10 protein-coding genes and 2 pseudogenes are annotated in these 16,950 nt (G+C 55.3%); 4 read left to right on the top strand and 8 right to left on the bottom strand.

Annotation, left to right across the window (positions count from 1 at the left end; translation table 11 throughout):
* Positions 1–95 precede the first annotated feature (95 nt).
* Both TKWG_RS04930 and TKWG_RS04925 read right to left on the bottom strand, forming a co-directional pair.
* Positions 96–1,319: an MFS transporter gene (locus tag TKWG_RS04930; protein WP_014749775.1), complete on the bottom strand. Its 1,224-nt coding sequence runs from the start codon at positions 1,317–1,319 to the stop codon at positions 96–98.
* A 40-nt stretch (positions 1,320–1,359) separates the two neighbouring features.
* Positions 1,360–2,571: an MFS transporter gene (locus TKWG_RS04925; protein ID WP_014749774.1), complete on the bottom strand. Its 1,212-nt coding sequence runs from the start codon at positions 2,569–2,571 to the stop codon at positions 1,360–1,362.
* A 138-nt stretch (positions 2,572–2,709) separates the two neighbouring features.
* Between TKWG_RS04925 and TKWG_RS04920 the strand changes: the two genes are divergently transcribed.
* Both TKWG_RS04920 and TKWG_RS21140 read left to right on the top strand, forming a co-directional pair.
* Positions 2,710–3,372 carry a TetR/AcrR family transcriptional regulator gene (locus TKWG_RS04920; RefSeq protein ID WP_014749773.1) on the top strand — a complete coding sequence of 221 codons (663 nt, stop codon included), beginning with the start codon at positions 2,710–2,712 and terminating at the stop codon, positions 3,370–3,372.
* Between the two features lie 239 nt (positions 3,373–3,611).
* Positions 3,612–4,037: a helix-turn-helix domain-containing protein gene (locus TKWG_RS21140; protein ID WP_014749772.1), complete on the top strand. Its 426-nt coding sequence runs from the start codon at positions 3,612–3,614 to the stop codon at positions 4,035–4,037.
* A 186-nt stretch (positions 4,038–4,223) separates the two neighbouring features.
* Here the strand turns inward: TKWG_RS21140 and TKWG_RS04910 are convergent, their stop codons facing one another.
* The 3 genes from TKWG_RS04910 to TKWG_RS04905 are packed head-to-tail and all read right to left on the bottom strand — an operon-like array spanning position 4,224 to position 7,812.
* Positions 4,224–5,402, bottom strand: a complete 1,179-nt coding sequence (locus TKWG_RS04910) for an NADPH-dependent assimilatory sulfite reductase hemoprotein subunit (RefSeq protein ID WP_014749771.1) — start codon at positions 5,400–5,402, stop codon at positions 4,224–4,226.
* Positions 5,395–5,970: an assimilatory sulfite reductase (NADPH) hemoprotein subunit gene (locus tag TKWG_RS27475; RefSeq protein WP_014749770.1), complete on the bottom strand. Its 576-nt coding sequence runs from the start codon at positions 5,968–5,970 to the stop codon at positions 5,395–5,397. The genes TKWG_RS04910 and TKWG_RS27475 overlap by 8 nt, the downstream gene beginning before the upstream one ends.
* A gap of 9 nt (positions 5,971–5,979) precedes the next feature.
* Positions 5,980–7,812: an assimilatory sulfite reductase (NADPH) flavoprotein subunit gene (locus tag TKWG_RS04905; protein ID WP_014749769.1), complete on the bottom strand. Its 1,833-nt coding sequence runs from the start codon at positions 7,810–7,812 to the stop codon at positions 5,980–5,982.
* A 341-nt stretch (positions 7,813–8,153) separates the two neighbouring features.
* Here TKWG_RS04905 and cysG point away from each other — a divergent pair.
* Together cysG and thiC are read left to right on the top strand one after the other, a co-directional pair.
* A pseudogene (gene cysG, locus TKWG_RS04900) lies at positions 8,154–9,568 on the top strand (siroheme synthase CysG).
* A 286-nt stretch (positions 9,569–9,854) separates the two neighbouring features.
* Positions 9,855–11,767: pseudogene (thiC, locus tag TKWG_RS04895) on the top strand (phosphomethylpyrimidine synthase ThiC).
* Positions 11,768–13,401: 1,634 nt separating this feature from the next.
* On the opposite strand, the gene cobA reads toward thiC, so the two are convergent.
* Genes cobA through TKWG_RS04885 form a run of 3 tightly spaced genes read right to left on the bottom strand, consistent with a single transcriptional unit; the run spans position 13,402 to position 16,950 of the window.
* Entirely contained in the window at positions 13,402–14,229 is an 828-nt protein-coding gene (gene cobA, locus TKWG_RS04890) for a uroporphyrinogen-III C-methyltransferase (protein ID WP_014749764.1), read from the bottom strand.
* Positions 14,226–15,116, bottom strand: a complete 891-nt coding sequence (locus tag TKWG_RS26880; RefSeq protein ID WP_407636890.1) for a molybdopterin dinucleotide binding domain-containing protein — start codon at positions 15,114–15,116, stop codon at positions 14,226–14,228. The genes cobA and TKWG_RS26880 overlap by 4 nt, the downstream gene beginning before the upstream one ends.
* 13 nt (positions 15,117–15,129) lie before the next feature.
* Entirely contained in the window at positions 15,130–16,950 is a 1,821-nt protein-coding gene (locus tag TKWG_RS04885) for a molybdopterin-dependent oxidoreductase (RefSeq protein WP_407636889.1), read from the bottom strand.

Raw genomic sequence — 16,950 nt, 5'->3', positions numbered from 1 at the left:
CAGCGAAAAGGCAGACCGCCACGCTGCGGCCTGTCATTTACCACTTGCAAGCGCCGCGCTTGTAAATTACCTAGGGGCCCCGTCGGTGCAGAGAGTCAGTCCGGCATCACATGAACCTGCTTTCTGCCGGTAACGGCCTTGTACTGACGCAGGCCTATTGCGAAACACACGAGCACAGCAGCCGCAGCGAATGCCCCTGCCAGCCGCAGATTGGCTGACAGCCCAAGCCAATCGACCATCTGACCGCCCAGCCAGGCTCCCAGCGCAATACCGACATTGAAAGCGCCCACGTACAGTGCGGTGGCCGCTTCTACAGCGCCTGCTGCAACTTTCATCATCCAGGTCATCAGACCCACCGACACACCGCCATAAGCCAGTCCCCAAAACAGTAGCGTCATGCCGCCCCCCATTGGAGAGCCCCCGACAAGCAGAAACAGAACCGGCGTAAGCAACAGTCCCAGCGCGATCGCCAGCAGCGTCTGCTCCGTATAGCGAGCAGCAAGAATGCCCATCAGAAAATTGCCGACAATGCCCGCCATACCGTAAGCAAATAGCAATCCTCCAAGCCATTGCACATCAAAACCCGAAACAGACAGCAACAAGGGGCGCACGAACGTAAAGGCCATGAAGTGACTGGCCACCAATAGCAGCGTTAAAACCAGGCCAACTTGCAATTGACGATTAGCAAGCTGCACGCCAAACTGACGCACCGATGCCGAACCGGCCACCGGCAATGCGGGAATGACCACAAGATGCAGCGCCAGCACGAGCCCGCTTAGCACTGCCATGCCACCAAAAGCCCAGCGCCAGCCCCACATCTGGCCGACCAGTGCGCCTAGCGGCACACCCAGCACAGATGCCGCAGCAACCCCGCCAAAGATGATTGAGGTCGCCAACCCGACTGCATGTTCAGCCACAAGCCGACGTGCCAGGCCGGCAGCAATGGCCCAGATGCCACCTATACAGAAACCGACCAGAATGCGGGCTGCCAGCATCCACGACATGCTGGGGGCCAGCGCCCCTGCAATATTGGCAATCACCAGCAAAGCCAGCAACCCGCACAATATCCGGCGCCGATCCGTACCGCCGGCCGCCATGACCACCAGCGGCGCAAATAGCGCGGCCAGCAGTGCGGGCAGCGAAATCATTAAGCCGGCTGTTCCGGCAGAGGTATCCAGCGTCTGGGCAATCGGCGTCAGCAAGCCGACCGGCAGCATCTCGGTCGTCACCACGCTGAAGGTCGCAAGGCCTACAGCGACGACTGCCAGCCAGGGATGCCGGGCACCCGCGGGTGAAGAAAAAGTTGGCGAGGCGTTCATATTATTAATCCTTGAATAGGTATAAAAATTCCTGCTGTCACTACGCGACTTCGGATGCGGACAGGCACAGACCAGATGCGCGCAGTCGCAGATACCCCAGAAGCGACAGCAACAACACAAAAAACCCAGCACCCAGCGCAACCGCAAAACCGGCCAAAGCGTCTGCTGCATCCACCACCTGCCCCGAAGCAACCGCGCCAAACGCTACGCCCACATTCAGGCCCGCCAGCAGCCAAGTCATTCCTTCTGTCAGTTGATGCTCCGGTACCAGACGCTCCACCAGCGTCATCGCCACAATCATCGTTGGCGCGAAGAACAAGCCAGCTACCAATACCGTCGTGGCCAGTGCGAAAATACTGTCAGCCAGCATCAGGGGAAGCGTGGTTATGGCCGTTGCCAGCCCGCCCAGCAGCAATAAGCGATGCAAGGGAGTTGTCAATTTCATTGCGCCAAAAAGCAGGCCCGCCAGAAACGATCCGACAGCATAAGCTGCCAGTACCAGGCTGGCCGCCGCCGGTTGCCCCAACTGCTCGGAGAGGGCCACACTCACGATGTCCACGGTGCCGACGACAATGCCCATTGCCACCATCAGCAGCGCCAACAGGCGCACATTGGCCAACCGGATGACCGACCCTGCGCCATCTGTGTCTGACCGCAGTTGAACCTGCGGTTCTGTACCATGCTGGAGGGTCAGCGCCCCTATGCCAAGGACAAGCAGCACGAGCGCTGCCAAGGGGCCTGCCTGGGGAAACGCCGTTACCGATAATCCAACCGACAACGCAGGCCCGATAATATAGGTGGCTTCATCAAGCACCGTCTCCAGGGAATAGGCGGCGCTTAATTGAGGCTTACCGCGATAAATCGCCGTCCATCGCGCCCGCAACATCGCCGAAATACTGGGCATGAAGCCGGACAGCAAGGCACCAGCGAACAAAATCCAGTCCGGTGCCGACCAACGGGATGCGGCAAGCAAAACCAGCATGCCAATAGCACTGATCATTGTCGCTGCGGGCAACATCCGGCTTTGTCCGTGGCGGTCTACCAGGCGAGAAATCTGTGGCGACAACAATGCGTAGGTCAATACGAACGTAGCAGACACGGCACCTGCCAAGGCATAGCTGGTACGCAGTTGCGATAGCATGGTGATGATGCCGATTCCAGTCATGGGCAGCGCAATACGCGCCAGCAGGCCTGCCAAAGCGAAGTGCGTGGCGCCAGGCGCAGCGAACAGTTCTCGATACGGATTAACCATTTCATTCCCCAGAGTGCGACCTGCTTGCCATGACAGCATTGCACGGTGATAATACATACAACACGTATGAATAGAATTATATATTCATACGCCGTGAATGTAAATAATCATACGAAGCGTATGAAAGGAGATACACAAATGGTCCGTCGAACCCGCGCCGAAACGGAAGAAACGCGCGCTATGCTGCTGACGACGGCAAGAAAGGTTTTCACAGAGCGTGGCTTTGCCGACACGTCGATGGACGAGCTCACGGCGCAGGCAAACCTGACCCGCGGCGCACTCTATCATCATTTTGGCGACAAAAAAGGGTTACTCGCAGCAGTGGTGGAACAGATCGATGCCGAGACCGATGCCCGCCTGCGAGTCATTTCTGAGTCGGCCCAGGACCCATGGGAAGGATTTAACAATCGCTGCCGCGCCTATCTGGAAATGGCGCTGGAGCCCGAAATGCAGCGCATTGTGCTGCGCGATGCCAAAGCGGTGCTGGGTGGCCCTTCGCCTGACTCGCGCCGCCATTGTCTGAACACGATGCAGCAATTGATCGAAAACCTGATGCAAAGGGAGCTTGTGGTCAAAACCGACCCGGCAGTGCTGACTGCACTCATTTACGGCGGCCTAGCCGAAGCTGCCGTCTGGATCGCACAAGCCGAGGACGGCCAGGGGCGATTAAAGCAGGCCAAGGACACCTTGCAATTGCTGCTTCAAGGCCTGTTGATCAGGCATAGCCCAACAACACCCAATATAGTGCACCGGGAAGATTCATATTCCGATACCGATATTAGTGTCCTATTACTGACCTGATATGACTGACGTTATATCATGGACGTGATATAGCATATTTGATACCAAGAAAGTAATTGCTCTTTGATGATAGATCGAAAAAATGTGAATTTGACGCTATCGGCGCCGCCAAACATAAAGAATCGAAAATTTCGACGAAAAATTCGTCAAAAAGTGATAATTGTTAAAGCAAAGCGTGGAAACCCGGCTATTATTGAAAATTGTTATTTACTACTTGTAACATTTTTGGTCTCTCTGATATGGCTACTCGAAAACATTATGAATCCCTGCCCGACCTGCGCGCAGCGGCAAAACTGGGCACCTTCGCCGAGCGGCTGCACTTTCTTCGCAAAATTCATCACGGCATGAATCAAAACGAACTGGCGCTGGAACTCGGTGTGTCCCAAAGCACGATCGCCAATTATGAAATGGGGAATCGTAAAGTCAGCCCGTCTGCGCAAATTGTCAGCCGGCTGGCTGTATTCTTTGGCGTCAATTCCGATTGGCTGATCAACGGCACATTGCCCATTCTTCCCGAAAAAAGTTTCGTTCCTCCGGAAGTGGCCGCCCGCGACGCCTTATTCAAATCACTGACACAAAAGGAAACGGCTGCGCTTATTGCCCTTACCGGCAAACAGCGCAAAGAGCTGACAGCGCACATCAAGTCATACTTGAAAAATGCCTGATCAGCCCGGCTGATTTGCTGCCCGGAACCCACAAAAAAGCCGTGTGCGTTATACATTGCACACGGCTTTTACCGTTTTTGCAGGACCTGTTAACTAAAGTCCTTGCCCTGCTCCGATACGCTCATCGCATGCATCAATCATCATTGATCGCGGCATGACGGCCAGAGCACGCTGTCGTCATCTTTATTAAACGATTGCTGCAGCGTCGGGCACCTTGCTGGCATCATGAAAGTCTACTGACGGATTCACTACCGGCTTGATAAAACCGGTACGAATCAGATAATCGCCAAAACCTTCCTGATCCTGCCGTCCGGCAGCCCAATGACCGATCTGTTCATCCAGGATGTCCAGAATCTGTTCTTCGGTAATATTTTCCTTGTATAGCCTTGGAATACGAGTTCCTACGCGATTGCCTCCCAGGTGCAGGTTATAGCGCCCGACCGCCTTACCGACCAGTCCCACCTCGGCAAGCATGGCTCTGCCACAGCCATTCGGACAGCCCGTCACGCGCGTGACAATAAAGTCATCCTGCAAGCCATGCCGCGCCATGATGGCATCCATCTTGTCAATAAAAGACGGCAGGAAGCGCTCAGCCTCTGCCATGGCCAGCGGACAGGTGGGCAAGGCCACACAAGCCATTGAATTTTCCCGCTGGACAGTTACGTTGTCGTTGATCAGGCCATGGTCGCGGGCCAGTTTTTCTATCACGTCCTTGTCTGCCGCATCCACGTTGGCCACGATCAGATTCTGGTTCGCCGTCAGACGAAAATCACCTTTGTGAATTTTCGCAATCTCACGCAAGCCGGTTTTCAGCGGCCGGCCAGGATAGTCCAGTACGCGTCCGTTTTCAATGAACAGCGTCAGATGCCATTTTTTATCAATGCCGTGAACCCAGCCGATCCTGTCTCCTCTATCGGTAAATTCATAGGGGCGGATCGGCTCAAAAGCAAAGCCCATGCGTTGCTCCACTTGCTCCTTGAATGCCTCCAGACCCACACGCAAAATCGTGTAGCGTGTTTTGGCCGCTTTCCGGTCGCTGCGATTACCCAGGTCGCGTTGCGCCATTACGACCGCTGCGGCGGTGTCCAGCGTTTTCTCCAGGGGAATGAAACCGAACTCATACGCCGTGGTGGGAAAGGTCGCGGTGTTGCCGTGCTCCATGGACAGACCACCACCGATCAGCACATTGAATCCGATCAGGCTGCCTGCCTGCTCTATCGCAACGAAATTCAGATCATTGGCATGCAAGTCCACATCGTTCTGCGGCGGTATGATCACCGTAGTTTTGAATTTGCGCGGCAGATAGCTTTTACCCAGAATCGGCTCAAGGGTATCGGTATCGGTGCTTTGCACTTTTTCATCCATCCAGCCAGATTTCCGCGTAAGCCTGGGTCTTGGGCAGCAGATGCTCGGAAATTTTCTTGGCCCATTCCCAGGCTTGTACATGCAGCTCGGACTCTACCGGATTGGACGTACACAGCACATTGCGATTGACATCGCCCGCCGTGGCGATCGAATCCAGGCCCAATTGATGCAGCCACTGGTGTACCGGACGAATATTCTGCTTTAATACGCCGTGATACTGAAAGGTCTGGCGATTGGTAATGCGGATGCTGCCATACATTGTATGACTGGCGGCAAACTCGTCAATGCCCAGCCACTGGGCCGGGGTAATGACACCGCCGGGCATCCGGCAGCGCAGCATCACGTTTTTCAGCGGTTCCAGTTTCTGCTCTACGCGTTCGGCGCGAATATCACGATCATCCTGCTCATACATGCCGTGAAACCGGATCAGGTTGAAATTATCGCCGCGAAAGCCGCCGCTCAACGGATCCTGGAGATCCTCGACGATGGTGCCGCGCAGGTATTTGCTGTTGCTTTTCAGACGTTCGTTATCCGACAGCTTGCCTGCCGGTGCCTTGATGTCACTCATGATCATTCCTCAATATACGTCGCGTTGATAGCGATGCGACTCGCGCAACTCATCCAGATAGGCATCGGCATCGTCAGCACTGAGCCCGCCCTCGCTGGCGATCACCTCAAGCAGAGCCGCTTCAACGTCTTTGGCCATACGACTGGCGTCACCGCACACATAAAGATGCGCGCCCTTCTGCAACCACTGCCACAGCTGCGTACCCTCCTGCAGCAACTTGTGCTGGACGTAAATTTTTTCCTGCTGATCGCGCGACCATGCAAAACTGTAGTGCGACAAACGTTCTGATTTGGCCAGTTGCTGCCATTCGAGCTGATAAAGAAAATCATCCTTGAAAGACTGGTTGCCAAAAACAAGCCAGTTGGCCCCTTCCTGGTCTTCGGCATCGCGTTTTTGCATAAAGGCGCGAAACGGTGCGATGCCGGTACCGGCTCCGATCATGATAATGGGCGTTTGCGCATCCTGTGGCAGGCGAAAGTGCGCTGATGGTTCAATAAAAATATCCACTTCATCGCCAGCTTCCAGACGACGATTCAGGTAACCGGAAGCTCCACCCTGATACTGTACCGTATCCTGCTCATACTCCACCAGGGCTACAGTGATATGCACTTCCTCACCCACCTCTTCCTGCGCCGAGGCAATGGAATACAGGCGCGGGGTAAGCGGTCGCAGCAAATCAGATAACTGCTGGGCGGTAAGCACCTGCGGCACCCTTCTGAGCACCACATCTATAGGCGTATCGGCGATATAGTCCTGCAGCGCCTTGGTGTCGGCAATCAGTTCCAGAAGACCTGGGTCCTGGGTAATTTGTGCATATCCCTTCACAAAGGCAGGCGTGTTCTGAGTAATTTCCAGATGATGAATCAGTGCATAACGAATGCCCACCTGGGTTTTGCCGTCAGACAGGGTCACATTGGCGGCGCCATCGACACCGGTCGAGGACAAAATGGAATCGGCCAGCGCCGGGTCATTGCGAAACCAGACTCCCAGCGCATCGCCAGGCTGATAACGAATGCCGGAGTCGCCCAGATCAAATTCCAGATGCCGTACATCCTTGAGCGAATCGCGACTGGTGATTTTCTGGTTGGTCAATATGGTGGCGGTAAACGGTTTTTCGCGCGTGTAAATTTGCGCATGCACCTGCGGTTCATTGACCAGGGCACTGACACTGCCGGTTGTCGACGTGGCGGTCGTATTGCGGCTTTCGTGTTCGATCAGCCAGGCTACTGTTTTTTCAACCCACTGATCAGCCGTTGCCTGGTAATCCAGGTCGCAGTCTACACGTTCAAATAGACGCTGTGCGCCCAGTTGCTCCAGACGCGAATCGAAGTCCTTGCCCGCCTGGCAAAAATCAGGATAGGAACTGTCGCCCAGCCCCAGCACCGCAAACTGCAGGGACTTGACCTCAGGCGGCTTTTTGCCGAACAGAGCCTTGTGCAATGTTAGTGCTTCTTCTGGCGGTTCGCCATCACCCTGGGTGGAGGCGACAATCAGGACAAGCCGCTCTGAAGCGAGTTGCCGGCTTTTGTAATCGCCCGCATTTTTCAGTACCGATGCCACTCCGGCAGCCTTCAGTTTATCCTGCAAAGACTGGGCCACCCGGCGCGCATTGCCGGTCTGGGACGCCGATAATATCAGCACCGGACTGGCCTGCTCCGGCGTGCCCGGCGCAGCGGCTGCACCGGCGCTTACGGCAACAGGCGCATCCATCTGCTGGCTGCGTGCCCACAGATAGCCGGACAGCCATGCTGTCTGCAACGGATTTAACCCCGAAAGGTTTTTCTGCAATTCAGATAGCGTATCCGAATTGATCGGCAACCCCGATAGTGGTGGATAACTCATTTGTCTGATTTCCCTGCTTACGGACAATACTCACCCAGTAGAAGCTGGTCATCAGACCCGTGTCCTGGGCGGCTTGTCGCTCGTTGTTTACTATTTATGTGGACTATTTACTATTTATACGGGTTTCATCCTAGCAACGATTGCGCAGTGCACGAACAACAGATATGTCATTTCAACATTACCTCTATCTATATAAGCCTGCAGGGTATGTGGTACCTTCTTATTACTGGAAGATCTAAGCTACAAGCAGATATATATTTTTCGATTATTTGTAAAAACACTACGATTACAGTTGTAATAACCATATAACCGCTCTTCTTTCACATTTGGCCCGAAACATCATGCAGACCTTTCCCTTATTTGCCAATCTCACAGGACGCCCCGTACTGGTGATTGGCGGTGGCACGGTGGCCGAGCGCAAGGCTCACGCCCTGCTTGATGCCGGTGCCAGGTACACCTGGCCGCCCCGGAGCTGACACCACAACTGAAATTATGGGCAGAACAGGGCAAAATAATATTGCGCGGGCAACAGTTCGAAGCCAGCTGGCTTGACGAGGTATTCCTGGTTGTGGCGGCTACCGACGATGCCGTAGTCAACCAGGCCGTCTCGGATGCCGCCCAAGCGCGTAAAAAGCTGGTTAACGTCGTGGACAACCCAGAACTGTGTTCATATATCGTTCCTTCGATCATCGACCGTTCTCCGGTACAAATTGCCATTAGCAGCAATGGCACTGCCCCGGTGCTTATCCGACAATTGCGCCAGCAACTGGAAACGCTGATTCCTCAGCAGTTCGGCAATATGGCACAAATAGCCGGACGCTGGCGCGGCAAAGTCAAGCAACAGCTGGGCTCGCTTACGGAACGACGACGCTTCTGGGAAATGCTATTCAGCAGTCGCTTTGCCGAGGCCGCGCAGTCCGGCGACACGGCAGGTGCCGAAGCGTTGCTGCAGGCACAACTGGCCAGCGGCGTACCGCAACAGGGCGAAGTCACACTGGTGGGCGCCGGCCCGGGCGATCCCGGGCTGCTGACCCTGAACGCCCTGCAAGCCATCCAGCAGGCCGATATTGTCTTTCATGACGCACTGATTTCAGATGAAATCATGGCACTGATCCGTCGCGATGCCGAGCGGGTGCCGGTTGGCAAACGTGGCGGCTATCACTCGGTGCCACAGGAGCAGATTAATGAGCTGCTGATCAGCCACGCCAGAAAAGGCCTGCGCGTGGTTCGGCTCAAGGGCGGTGACCCCTTTATTTTCGGACGTGGCGGCGAAGAGATGCAGGCAGTCACGGATCAGGGGATCGCCTGTCGGGTGGTCCCGGGTATCACTGCCGCACTGGGGGCCTCTGCCTATGCCGGCATTCCGCTGACCCATCGCGACCATTCGCAATCGGTTCTGTTTGTTACCGGCCACACCTGTCGCAACGAAAATGCAATTGACTGGGATACCCTGGCTCGACCACGCCAGACCATAGTGGTCTACATGGGCACCGTCAATGCCGCAAGAATTACCCGCGAACTGACACAGCGCGGCCGCCCCGCCGACACACCGATTGCCGTGGTCAGCCATGCCACACGTCCTTCACAAAAAGTGTACATCGGCACATTGGCCGATTTAAACGACCTGGCCTCGCAGGCCGCCGCGCCGGCCCTGTTCATCATAGGGGAAGTCGCTGCAGTACAGCATGAATCCCGGCTTTCAGACGCCAACAGCCTGCGCGGCGACATAAATACGGTTATTGCAAACGCCGCCTGAACATGTTGCGCAGCAACAGTAAACATCGCAGCTGCGTGCAGCATGCCGGCGGCGCTTGTCCGGCAACCCATTTCAATTGCTTGCGTAATTGCTGGATCCATCGGATTTACTTGTCTGGATCCGCATAAGCTCCTATACTTCCCAGTTCAAGCAGGGGTACTGCGCCTTTGGCGTGGTTGAGAGAGTCCCTTTGTACCAGTACGGATAATGCCGATGCTGGGAGATCATTCGTCTACACGAAGGCTGTCCCGTATTCGGCTCCAATTTCAATTGTTTTGGAGCAAACATGAGTGCAAACCCAAAATTCCTGGCCGCCACGGCGCAGGTCGATTCCGCCGCCATTCAGGCGCTTCCCCAGTCACGCAAAATTTATGAACAGGGTTCTCGCCCGGACATTCGCGTGCCATTTCGTGAAATTAGTCAGGATGACACGCCTACGCTTTTTGGCGGGGAATCCAATCCGCCGCTGACCGTGTACGATGCCAGCGGCCCGTATACCGATCCTACGGTGAATATTGATATCCGCAAGGGCTGCCCGAGGTTCGGCGCGCCTGGATCGACGAACGGCAGGATACAGAAGTGCTGTCCGGCCCCAGTAGTGTCTATGGGCAGGAACGCTTGACCGATCCGGCCCTGACTGCCATGCGATTCGAACTGCAGCGCCCGCCCCGGCGTGCATTGGCAGGCCGCAACGTGAGCCAGATGCACTACGCGCGCAAAGGCATTATCACACCGGAGATGGAGTTTGTAGCCATCCGCGAAAACATGCGGATCGAGCAGTACATCGAAAGTGTGCGTCAAAGCGGACCAGACGGTGCAAAACTGGCCGCACGCATTCTGCGCCAGCATCCAGGGCAGTCCTTTGGGGCTTCCATTCCCAAGAAAATCACCCCCGAATTCGTGCGGGATGAAATCGCGCGCGGGCGCGCCATTATTCCGGCAAACATCAATCATCCGGAAATTGAGCCCATGGCCATCGGCCGCAATTTCCTGGTCAAGATCAATGCCAATATCGGTAACTCAGCGCTTGGCTCAAGCATCAATGAAGAAGTGGAGAAAATGACCTGGGCCATCCGCTGGGGTGGCGATACGGTCATGGATTTATCTACCGGCAAGCATATCCATGAAACCCGCGAATGGATCATCCGCAACTCACCGGTTCCCATCGGGACCGTGCCGATTTATCAGGCTCTGGAAAAAGTTGATGGCAAAGCCGAAGAACTGACCTGGGAAATTTTCCGGGACACGCTGATCGAACAGGCAGAACAAGGCGTGGACTATTTCACCATTCATGCGGGCGTGCGCCTGCCATTCATTCCCATGACAGCCGATCGCATGACCGGTATCGTGTCGCGGGGTGGTTCCATTATGGCCAAATGGTGTCTTGCCCACCACGAGGAAAGCTTCCTGTATACGCACTTTGAAGATATTTGCGACATCATGAAAGCCTACGATGTCAGCTTCTCACTGGGCGATGGACTGCGACCCGGTTCCGGTTACGACGCCAATGACGAAGCCCAGTTTGCCGAACTCAAAACGCTGGGCGAACTGACCAAGGTGGCGTGGAAGCACGATGTCCAGGTCATGATCGAAGGCCCGGGCCATGTGCCCATGCATTTGATCAAGGAAAACATGGATCTGCAGCTGGAACACTGTGATGAGGCGCCCTTCTATACCCTGGGCCCGTTGACTACCGATATCGCCCCCGGCTACGATCATATTACGTCCGGCATTGGCGCTGCGCTGATCGGATGGTATGGAACAGCCATGTTGTGCTACGTTACCCCGAAAGAACACCTGGGGCTGCCCAACAAAAAAGACGTGAAGGACGGCATTATCACCTATAAAATTGCCGCGCATGCTGCCGATCTGGCCAAAGGTCATCCCGGCTCGGCCATCCGTGATAATGCACTGTCCAAAGCCCGCTTTGAGTTCCGCTGGGATGATCAGTTCAATCTTGGCCTGGACCCGGATACTGCCAAGGAATTTCACGACGAGACGCTACCAAAGGACTCGATGAAAGTGGCTCACTTCTGTTCGATGTGCGGACCGCATTTCTGCAGCATGAAGATTACCCAGGATGTACGTGAATATGCCCAGAAGCAGGGACTGTCGGCTGATAAGGCGCTGCATCAGGGCATGCAGGAAAAATCGATCGAGTTCATGAAAAAAGGCGCCGAGCTGTATCACAAAACCTGATGGCAAGCAGCCGCAAAAGCGTGCTACCCAATCCAACAGTACGAGGTTGGGTTGGTAGTATGTGTCGTGCAGTGTACGTATGCCTGTTGTGATGCTGTCGGTAAAACTACCTGCGCAGATAATTGACAGCCAGGGAGATATTTTGTAAATTAAAACCTGAAACAGGTGGCGTCCTAGCCCACCGGTCCCTGATCAATAAGCTGGTGTGCTATAGGCTAGCAACACCAGCACTATACCGATCAGGATAAGTTGTAATACGATTCGCTTCATCGTATCCTCCTTATCAGGCAGGGCCCGGCTTCGGTCGGGCCCTTTTACCGTCTGCGCTGACCATCAGCACAGCGCAGATATTCTGCATTTATCGGAGGCATGTTCAGACCGGGTTTGATTCAAATGATCGCTTCGTAATCGCCGACAGTTCCATTCATATTGACGATCTGCGGGCGAGCTTCGCCTCTTTACCTTATTGACTTCAACTACATCGCTTTATTTTCAGTATCTGTAATGCAGGACGGTATGTTTATCTGAAAAAATGAGCATCGTAATCAAGGTCTCTTTGTACCCTCGGAAAATACTAGGTTGACATACGAAACACGATTAAGTAAATTGAAACCTGAAACCGGTGGGGGCTAGCCCACCGGTTCCTGATCAATAAGCTGGCGCGCTATACGCTAGCAACACCAGCGATATACCGATCAGGATAAGATGTAATACGATATGCTTCATCGTATCCTCCTTATCAGGCAGGGCCCGGCTTCGGTCGGGCCCTTTTACCGTCTGTACCAACCATCAGCACAGCGCAGATATTGTGCATTTATCGGAGGCGTGTTCAGACCGGGTTTGATTCAAATGATCTCTTCGTAATCACCGATAGTTTCGCTTTTTAGGTCGGCACGGGCCTCATTTCTTCATTTCTTCATTTCTTCATTTCTTCATTTCTTCATTTCTTCATTTCTTCATTTCTTCATTTCTTCATTTCTTCATTTCTTTTGATTCTTTGACTTGTTGACTTCTGCTGCATCGCGGTGTTTTTCTATCTGCAATGCAAACCGATACGTTTACTGAGTGGAATGAACACGACAGTTCAGTCAAAAGCACATGTTTACCCTCGGAAAATACTAGGTTGACATACGAAACACGATTAAGTAAATTAAAACCTGAAACCGGTGGGGGGGTGCCCCACCGGTTCCTGATCAATAAGCTGGCGCGCTATACACTAGCAACACCAGCGATATACCGATCAGGATAAGTTGTAATACGATTCGTTTCATCGTATCCTCCTTATCAGGCAGGGCCCGGCTTCGGTCGGGCCCTTTTACCGTCTGCACTGACCATCAGCACAGCGCAGATATTCTGCATTTATCGCGGGGGTGTTCAGACCGGGTTTGACTCAAATGATCACTTGGGAATTCCCGTTGATCTGTGCCAGCAACATCAACACTGATATCTAAAATACGCACTAAATGTCTGCATCAGCAATGACAGCAGAGCGCACAGCAGCACGGTTTATTCGCGGCAATATCCACAGATTGGCACGTAAGGGCGTCCTGCGTGTGCAGTGCTTATTATTGTTCCCGTCTCGCTGCATGCGAGCACGCACTATTTTGAAATAGGAGACATTCGAAGCGCCTGATTCACAGCCATGCCGCTTGAACGGTCATCGCGTCAGGCATGCCTTGCGCCGCACATTTTGCTTGCGCCGGGGCCGCTACCCGATGCGCCACCGCCCTGCCGATAATCAGCAACGCGGGGCTGCCCAATCCAGCTGCGTTAATGTCTGCCGACATGGTTTGCAGTGTCGTAAACAGACTGCGTTCATTCCGACAGGTCACGCGCTCGACCACAGCGACCGGCAGATCACAGGCAAAACCGGCCTGCAACATATCCTGTTGCAGTTGTTCCTTTCGACTCATGCCCATATAACAGACCAGTGTAAGCTCACTCTGCGCCAGAGCCCGCCAGTCGGGCGCAGCGCCATCGGCGGTATGGGCAGTCACAAAAACCACGCCGCGCGCAATCGCGCGATGAGTCAAGGGCAGGCCCAACGCGCTGGCCGCAGCCAGGCCGGCTGTCATGCCGCCGACCGCTTCGGCGGCAATTCCCTGTTCGGCAAGCCACGCCAGCTCTTCGCCGCCACGACCGAAAATAAAAGGATCTCCGCCCTTGACTCTGGCTACCTGCAGGCCTGCCCGGGCATAGCGCGCCATCAGGCGCAAAATAAAATTTTGCGACGTGGACGGACAGCCCCCACGCTTGCCTACCGGCACGATGCGCACATGGGTGGGGGCCAACGCCAGAATATCCTCGCTGATCAGATCGTCTACCAGCCAGACATCGGCGCCTTGCAATATCCGATAGGCCTTTAGTGTAAGTAACTCTGCATCGCCCGGGCCGGCGCCGACCAGCCAGACCTTGCCGGTGGCCGCGTCGTTGGCTGAAATCCGCTTTATTGTATTTGTCATAATGCCTCCGTACCGGCATACCGGTTGATCATTTGATTGATTTGCACGATACAGGACCCACACCCTGTACCGCAATTGAGGTGCTGCTTGAGCGCAGGCAAATCCATGCCGCTGCGAATACCGTCTGCGATCTGCATATCTGTCACGCCATTACAGGCGCACACCATGCGTGCCCGTGATTTCATTTGTGATTTGCCCAGTAGCACCGGCAGCAGTGGTTCGGGCCGCACCCCCGTATCGGCCCAGTCGTTCAGGGCATCCTCTGCATTCAGGACAGAGCCTGCCAGGCAATAGACGACCACCCGGCCGTCGATACAGCGTACCCGCCGATAGATGCCTCGCGCAGGATCGTCGAATGCCACATCCGTATCGGCAATCCCCAGATCCACCAGCAGCTGTTCCAGTCGCGCCCGTTCGGGTACGGCTCTGGCGGCCAGGCGCAGGCGCAACCCACCTCCACCGGTAGCCACGGGCACGGCAATGGCGTAATCAAATTCATTTAGCCAGCCCGACAGGGTACGCTGCAGGGCGACTGCATCGCCACGTAGCCATACTACCGCCTGCCACTGCGGTTGGTACAGTTCAACGCCAACGACGCAGTGCTTGAGCTCAGGCTGCCCTGAATCCGGATCGGTTGCGCCATGGGTCAGCCCGTTGATACCGACTCCGGCCATAAAACGACTGCCCCAGTGCATCGGCACAAAGGCGCAACCGGGTTTTAGCGTGTCGTCGGCTTGCGCCGGCAGCACCAGATGGGTACGCCGCGATTTGATTGTTACCAGGGCCTGGCTGCCGATGCGATAACGCACCATATCGGACGGATGCAGATGAATCACGGGCTCTTCCACGTGACCAATCAGTGTCTGCGACAAGCCGGTACGGGTCATGGTATGCCAGTGATCACGCAGGCGCTGTCGTCAGTCGCAGCGGGTAATGGGCGGAGATATTTTCGACCGGCGCAACATAGCCCACATCGGCGAAGCGGGCCCGCCCATTTGCCGTCGCAAAAACATTATCGGCATACAGACGGACGGTACCCGTTTTCACGAACGGCCACTGCACCGGGCCAAGCTGCTCCAGCAAAGCAAAACTGACTGCGCTGTAGTCCAGATCTCGACCAGCAGTCAGCGCCGCATGCTCGGCGAAAATTTGTGCTTCGTCAGCATAATTGAAAAGGGCCTCCTTGGCCGGTGCAATCTGACGGGCCACGCGCTTAGCCACCTGTTGCACAATTTTCCAGTCTGCCAGCGCGTCGCCGGGCGCCGAAATGGCAGCCCGTACACGGCTGATCCGGCGCTCCGAATTGGTGACCGTGCCTTCTTTTTCAGGCCAGGTCGCAGCCGGCATAATGAGATCGGCGTAGGCCAGCGTTTCCGAATCGGCATACGCTTCCTGCACAATCACAAAGTCTGCATTCTGCATCGCCTTGCGCACCCTGGCCTGATCGGGCATAGACTGTGCCGGGTTCGTGGCTGCGATCCAAAGCACCCGAAGCCGTTTTTCCAGCAAGGCATCAAACATGGCTATGGCTGGATATCCTGGTGCCGCCGGTAAACTATCGGTCCCCCACAAGGTGGCAACCTCCTGACGATGCGTTGCATTCATCGGATCACGATGTCCTGGCAACAGGGTCGCCATGGCGCCGGCTTCGCGCCCGCCCATGGCATTGGGCTGACCTGTCAGCGAAAATGGACCTGTGCCCGGTCGGCCGATATGACCGGTAGCCAGATGCAAGTGAATCAACGACATGTTCTTGGCCGTACCACTGCTGGATTGATTCAGGCCCATGGTGTACATCGACAATGTGGCGGCGCTTTGGGCAAACCATCTGGCCGCAGTCACAATATCGGCGGCGGTAACACCACACACCTGCTCCGCTGCTGCGGGCGTAAAGTCCCGAATGCGATCCTTCAGCGCCGGGAAACCTTCCGTGTAGCGTGCGATATAGTCATCGTCTATCAGGTTTTCCCACACCATGACATTGAGCATCGCGTGAAACAGTGCCACGTCTGCACCCGGCGTCACCGCCAGGTGCAGGTCGGCCGCCTGTGCCGTGTCCGTATTACGCGGGTCGATCACAATAATTTTCATATGCGGGCGTGCCTGCCGTGCCTGCATCAGTCGCCGAAACAACACCGGGTGCGCATAGGCCATATTCGAGCCGGCAATCAGAACCGTGTCGGCCAGCGCGATGTCCTCATAGCTTGCCGGTGGCGCGTCGGCGCCAAGCGTCATTTTGTATCCGGTCACGGCACTGGACATGCACAACCGCGAGTTGGTGTCGATGTTATTAGTCCCGACCAGCACACGGGCCATTTTGTTGAAGATGGCGTAATCTTCGGTCAGCAGCTGACCCGACAAATAAAAACCCATGGCCTGCGGGCCAGCTTCACGCACAGTGCTGCTGATCACCTTTGCCGCAACGTCAAAGGCCTCGGACATATTGATCTCACGGTAGTTGCCCGTCTGCCTGTCGCGCAGACGCGCATGCAATACCCTTGTCGTATCCCGTCGTATCGTGCCGGGCAGCGCCATGCCTTTGCTGCACAGCAGTCCCGCGCTGGATGGATGATCCATATCTCCTTCCACAGACAATACATGCTCCCCCTTGCTGTGAATGCGTACGCCGCAGCCGGTGCCGCAATAGCAGCAAATCGAACGGGTAACGCGTATCTCATCTGTCATATTCTGAACCAGCTGGATGGGCACCGGGGCATTCAT

The organism is Advenella kashmirensis WT001 (assembly GCF_000219915.2).
GTDB lineage: Bacteria > Pseudomonadota > Gammaproteobacteria > Burkholderiales > Burkholderiaceae_B > Advenella > Advenella kashmirensis.
Note: the sequence above shows the minus strand (reverse complement) of the source record. Positions and strands in the feature narration are given on the sequence as shown.

Bases quoted from the DNA above. Each gene is read 5' to 3' on its own strand.
- TKWG_RS04885 (WP_407636889.1), bottom strand. From the start codon at position 16,950: ATGAATGCCCCGGTGCCCATCCAGCTGGTTCAGAATATGACAGATGAG.
- TKWG_RS21140 (WP_014749772.1), top strand. From the start codon at position 3,612: ATGGCTACTCGAAAACATTATGAATCCCTGCCCGACCTGCGCGCAGCG.
- TKWG_RS04930 (WP_014749775.1), bottom strand. From the start codon at position 1,319: ATGAACGCCTCGCCAACTTTTTCTTCACCCGCGGGTGCCCGGCATCCC.
- TKWG_RS04910 (WP_014749771.1), bottom strand. From the start codon at position 5,402: ATGGATGAAAAAGTGCAAAGCACCGATACCGATACCCTTGAGCCGATT.
- cobA (WP_014749764.1), bottom strand. From the start codon at position 14,229: ATGACAAATACAATAAAGCGGATTTCAGCCAACGACGCGGCCACCGGC.
- TKWG_RS04925 (WP_014749774.1), bottom strand. From the start codon at position 2,571: ATGGTTAATCCGTATCGAGAACTGTTCGCTGCGCCTGGCGCCACGCAC.
- TKWG_RS04905 (WP_014749769.1), bottom strand. From the start codon at position 7,812: ATGAGTTATCCACCACTATCGGGGTTGCCGATCAATTCGGATACGCTA.
- TKWG_RS26880 (WP_407636890.1), bottom strand. From the start codon at position 15,116: ATGACCCGTACCGGCTTGTCGCAGACACTGATTGGTCACGTGGAAGAG.
- TKWG_RS04920 (WP_014749773.1), top strand. From the start codon at position 2,710: ATGGTCCGTCGAACCCGCGCCGAAACGGAAGAAACGCGCGCTATGCTG.
- TKWG_RS27475 (WP_014749770.1), bottom strand. From the start codon at position 5,970: ATGAGTGACATCAAGGCACCGGCAGGCAAGCTGTCGGATAACGAACGT.